Annotated in this window: 2 protein-coding genes and 1 pseudogene; all 3 read left to right on the top strand. The window is 50.8% G+C overall.

The window, feature by feature from the left end:
* Nucleotides 1–139: 139 nt before the first annotated feature.
* A pseudogene (gene nifJ, locus AK963_RS25345) lies at nt 140–3,064 on the top strand (pyruvate:ferredoxin (flavodoxin) oxidoreductase); the annotation flags it as partial.
* Between the two features lie 103 nt (nt 3,065–3,167).
* Complete coding sequence (locus AK963_RS25340) at nt 3,168–4,166, top strand: dihydroorotate dehydrogenase-like protein (RefSeq protein WP_083232887.1); 999 nt, start codon at nt 3,168–3,170, stop codon at nt 4,164–4,166.
* Between the two features lie 131 nt (nt 4,167–4,297).
* Nucleotides 4,298–4,870, top strand: a complete 573-nt coding sequence (locus tag AK963_RS25335; RefSeq protein WP_066018161.1) for an amidohydrolase family protein — start codon at nt 4,298–4,300, stop codon at nt 4,868–4,870.
* Nucleotides 4,871–4,977: the final 107 nt, after the last annotated feature.

Below are 4,977 nucleotides of genomic sequence, written 5' to 3'. Positions count from 1 at the left end.
ACTATGAAGATATTATCAATAAATGCTGTGAGGCATGGAATGAATTACTTTCTGAAGTTGGCCGATTGAAAAGTCTATGCTCCCGTTCATGGGCTGTTATTTCATAATTTAAAAATGGAATTGGTATTACTTCCAGGCCCGGGAAAGTGCCAATCCTTTTTATGAAAAAACACCGGATATTGTTGAAGCCTGCATGTGGCGTTTTGCCGGCCTGACCGGTCGTCATTACCGGCCTTTCAGCTGGTATGGGCCAAAGAATGCCAAACGCCTGATTATTGTCATGGGCTCTGGTGCGGAAACGGTCAAGATGACCATGGAAGCCATGAACCGGGAGCTGTCTGAAGATGATCAGGTGGCAATGATTCAGGTCCGCCTGTATCGCCCATTCTCTGCAGAGCGATTCCTTCATATTCTGCCTGAATCGGTAACCAGTATTGCGGTGCTGGACCGCACTAAAGAGCCAGGAGCCAGTGGGGAGCCTCTCTACCAGGACGTGATGACGGTACTGTCCGAAGGCTATATGAATGACCGGTTGAAGAAAATGCCTCGGGTCATTGGTGGCCGTTACGGCCTTTCCAGCAAGGAGTTCACACCCGCCATGGTTAAGGCGGTGTATGATGAGCTGGCTAATGAAAAGCCGAAGAATCATTTTACCGTTGGCATTAAGGACGATGTGATGGGCTCCAGCCTGGAGTATGACGCTTCTTTTGTTATCGAAGATCAGGACAGTGTCCGTGCGATGTTCTTCGGTCTGGGAGCCGATGGTACCGTCGGTGCCAATAAGAACTCCGTGAAGATCATCGGCAGTGACCCTCAGCTTAATGCCCAGGCTTACTTTGTTTACGACTCTAAAAAATCGGGTTCTCAAACCATCTCTCACTTGAGATTTGGTAAGCAGCCGATTGAAGCACCTTACCTGATTCAGTCTGCCAGCTTTGTTGCCTGTCATCAGTTCAACTTCCTGGAGAAAACCGATGTTCTTGGCAATATCGAGGATGGCGGTGTCTTCCTGCTGAACAGTCCCTTTGGACCCGATGAAGTGTGGGCCCACCTGCCACGACGTGTGCAGGAGCAGTTGATTCAGAAGAAGCTGAAGCTACACGTGATTGATGGTTCTGCTGTGGCTAAATCGGCAGGTATGGGCAACCGTACCAATACCATCATGCAGACCTGCTTCTTTGCCTTGTCCGGTGTTCTGCCCAGAGATGAGGCCATTGCCCGTATCAAGCAGGCGATTGAGAAGACCTACCGACGCAAGGGCGCTGATGTGGTTGAGCGGAACTTCCGGGCGGTGGATCAGACTCTGGAACACCTCTACTCCGTGAAAATCCCTGAGCAGCTTGAGCAAGCGAGCTCTTCAGGTGAAAAGATTGTCGAGAATCCGGTAGTTTCTGAAGAAGCGCCTGACTTCGTTAAAGAAGTCACAAGTCGCATGATAAGTGGACAGGGTGACCTGATCCCGGTCAGCCAGATTCCAGTAGATGGCACCTGGCCAAGCGGCACAACCCGTTGGGAAAAGCGTAATATTGCGCTGCAGATTCCTGTCTGGGATGAAGAAGTCTGTATCCAATGCGGTAACTGCAGCATGGTCTGCCCTCATGCGGCTATTCGTGCGAAATTCTACAATGAGGCCAGTCTGGCGGATGCACCGGAGGACTTTAAGTCAGCACCCATCAGTGCCCGTGGTTTCCCGGAAACCCGCTATACCCTGCAGTGCTATCCAGAGGACTGCACGGGTTGTGGTCTCTGTGTGGAAGCGTGCCCGGTTCGTAATCCCAAGAAGAGCGGTTACCGTGCCATCAATATGATGGACAAGGAACCAGTTCTGGAGCAGGAAAAACAGAACCTGTCGTTCTTTGAGCAGTTACCTATTAATGATCGCCGGCAGGTAGATTTCTCAACCGTACGGGGAATCCAGTACCTTGAGCCACTGTTCGAGTTCTCCGGTGCCTGCAGTGGTTGTGGCGAAACGCCATACCTGAAACTGCTGACCCAGTTGTTTGGTGACCGCTTGCTGGTGGCTAATGCTACCGGTTGCTCTTCCATTTATGGCGGTAACCTGCCAACTACCCCATGGTCAAAGAACGCCGAAGGTCGTGGGCCTGCCTGGGCGAACTCCCTGTTTGAAGATAATGCCGAGTTTGGCTTTGGTTTCCGGCTGTCCAGTGATCATCAGGCTGAACAGGCCATGCTTGAGTTGGAGCCATTCCGTGATCAACTGGGTTCTGATCTTGTAGACTCCATCATTCATGCGCCTCAGTTGAATGATACAGATGTACAAAAGCAGCGTGAGCGACTGCAGCAGGTTCGGGAAAAACTGGCGGATGTGGAAACACCTGCAGCACAAAGCCTCAAGGTGGTTCTGGATCGTTTGTTGAAGCGTGTCGTCTGGATCGTTGGTGGCGATGGCTGGGCTTACGACATTGGTTCCGGCGGCCTTGATCATGTGCTGGCCAGCGGCCGCAATGTGAATGTGCTGGTAATGGACACCGAAGTCTATTCCAATACGGGCGGTCAGGCGTCAAAATCCACCCCAATGGGTGCCGTTGCAAAATTTGCGGCTGCGGGTAAACGATCCGCCAAGAAAGATGTCGCGCTTCAGGCCATTGCCTATGGCAATGTTTATGTGGCCCGGATTGCCATGGGTGCCAGCCCACAGCAGACACTGCAGGCCATGCGTGAGGCAGAAGCCTGGCCAGGACCTTCACTGGTGATCGCCTATTCTCACTGTATTGCCCATGGCATTAACATGACCCATGGTATGGAGCAGCAGCGACTGGCGGTTCGTTCCGGGCATTGGCCATTGTTCCGATACAATCCTGGTCGCACAGATCACCACGAGAACCCATTTGAGCTGGATTCTCTCAGGCCCAATGTACCTTTAACGGATTATATTCGAGGTGAGGTTCGCTATCGGGCATTGAATATCGCCTGTCCGGATGAGGCGGGAGCGATTCTGGAAGAAGCCCAGAAGGTGATCAACCGGAAGTGGGGCGTCTATGAGGAAATGGCAACACACAATGCCATGGACTTTGTCCCCGAGAAGGCGTCGGCTGTTCATTAAGAGAATATTGACCACAAAAGCAAAGGGCTCCTGCCCATGTGGGAGAGCTGGGCAGGAAGAATGTTCTGCATTCCGATGCTTTTGTGGTGATTGAGGAGTAAAGATGATGGATTTGACCACCAAATATATGGGGTTAAGCCTTAAAAATCCGTTGATGGCGGCTGCCAGTCCACTGACGTCTACAGTGAAAAGCATTCAGCGTCTGGAAAAGGCAGGTATTGCTGCTGTGGTTCTGCCTTCCCTGTTTGAAGAGCAGATTCGCCGGGAACAGGAAGAAGAAGAGCGAATTGCCCTGTCCAGAAATAACCTGTTTCCGGAGGCTACCTCTTTTCTGCCTTCAGGCCTGACCCTGGAGCGTGGTTCCCAGGCATATCTGGATACCATCCATAAAGCCAAGGCAGCGGTTGATATTCCTGTGATTGCCAGCCTGAATGGTTGCTCAGAAGGTGGATGGGTGGATTATGCCCGGCAGATTGAGCAGGCGGGGGCAGACGGCATTGAGCTGCATATTTATTACAACCCGCCCTCACTGGATATTACCGGACGCCAGGTTGAGGAAGTTTATCTGGACGTCGCAAGACGTGTGAAAAATAGTGTCACCATCCCTGTTGCACTGAAAATTGACCCATTTTTCAGTGCCTTTGGCAACATGGCCAGGCAGTTTGATGAGATTGGTGTTGACGCACTGGTGATGTTTAACCGGATGCTGCAGCCTGACTTTAATCTCAACAACATGCTGGTGGAGCCCAACTGGCCCATCAGTAAAGCCGGTGAAATCGGTATACCGCTTCGCTGGATCAGTGTACTGCACGGCAAGATCAATGCCTCTCTGGCGGCAACATCCGGTGCTTATGATCATGAAGATATTATCAAATATCTGCTGGGTGGAGCGGATACTGTGATGCTGGCTTCAGCACTGATCCGTAATGGTGCGGACTATGTTTCTGTGCTGTTGAAAGGTCTGGAAGTGTGGTTGAAACAGCGGGATTTTGAAGACCTGAATGAAATGCGCGGGTTGATGAGTCAGCGTTCTGTTGCGAATCCGGAAGCATTTGAACGGGCTAACTACATCCGTACAGTCGATGGAGCCAGGAAATATTAACCTGTTCAGACAGGTTTTATGGAAGCAAAAGGGAACAGGCGGAGAAATAAGAACAGGCAATAAGGTGGGGGAGAAGGCTCCGGGGGAAGGGAGCTGCTCCCGGAAGTAAAAATAAGCAGGAACAGACCATTATGATGTTTTCCAATACCGTAAAGGCAGTCAGGGGGGCTTTACTGGATATCCAAAAGGTTGTGAGTGATCCTCGCGATCTGGAGGACAACCTTCGTTACATCAGTGACGGACTATTGATTATTGACCAGGGAAAAGTTGCCTGGCATGGCCGTTGGGAAGATGGCCGCGATATGCTGCCAGAGGGGCTGCGTATCTGCGACTACCGTGGCAAGCTGGTGGTTCCCGGTTTTGTGGATACACACATTCACTATCCTCAAATGGAGATCATAGGTGCCTATGGTGAACAGCTGCTGGAGTGGCTGAATACCTATGTATTCCCAACAGAACAGAAGTATGGCAACAAGCGCTACGCTACCGAAATGGCTGGGTTGTTTGTCAATGAACTGCTGAAAAACGGTACAACGACTGCCATGGTTTTCTGCAGTGTTCATCCTGAGTCAGTCGATGCTTTGTTTGAAGAATGTGACCGTCGTAATATGCGGATGATTGCCGGCAAGGTGATGATGGATCGTAATGCTCCGGAAGCTTTACTGGATACACCGGAAAGCAGTTATACCAATCGCATTTTCTAAATCCTTAAGCTGCCGCCAACTATGCTTAGGCATCATTACCATGCATTATCTAGAACAGATGTCTCGTCGACCACAGCTACCCGAAGGTTTTAATGATGTTGATTTTC

The sequence above is a fragment of the Endozoicomonas atrinae genome (assembly GCF_001647025.1).
In the GTDB taxonomy this organism is placed as follows: Bacteria; Pseudomonadota; Gammaproteobacteria; order Pseudomonadales; family Endozoicomonadaceae; genus Endozoicomonas; species Endozoicomonas atrinae.
The sequence above is the reverse complement of the archived record's forward strand: the minus strand, read 5'-3'. Positions and strand labels throughout refer to the sequence as shown.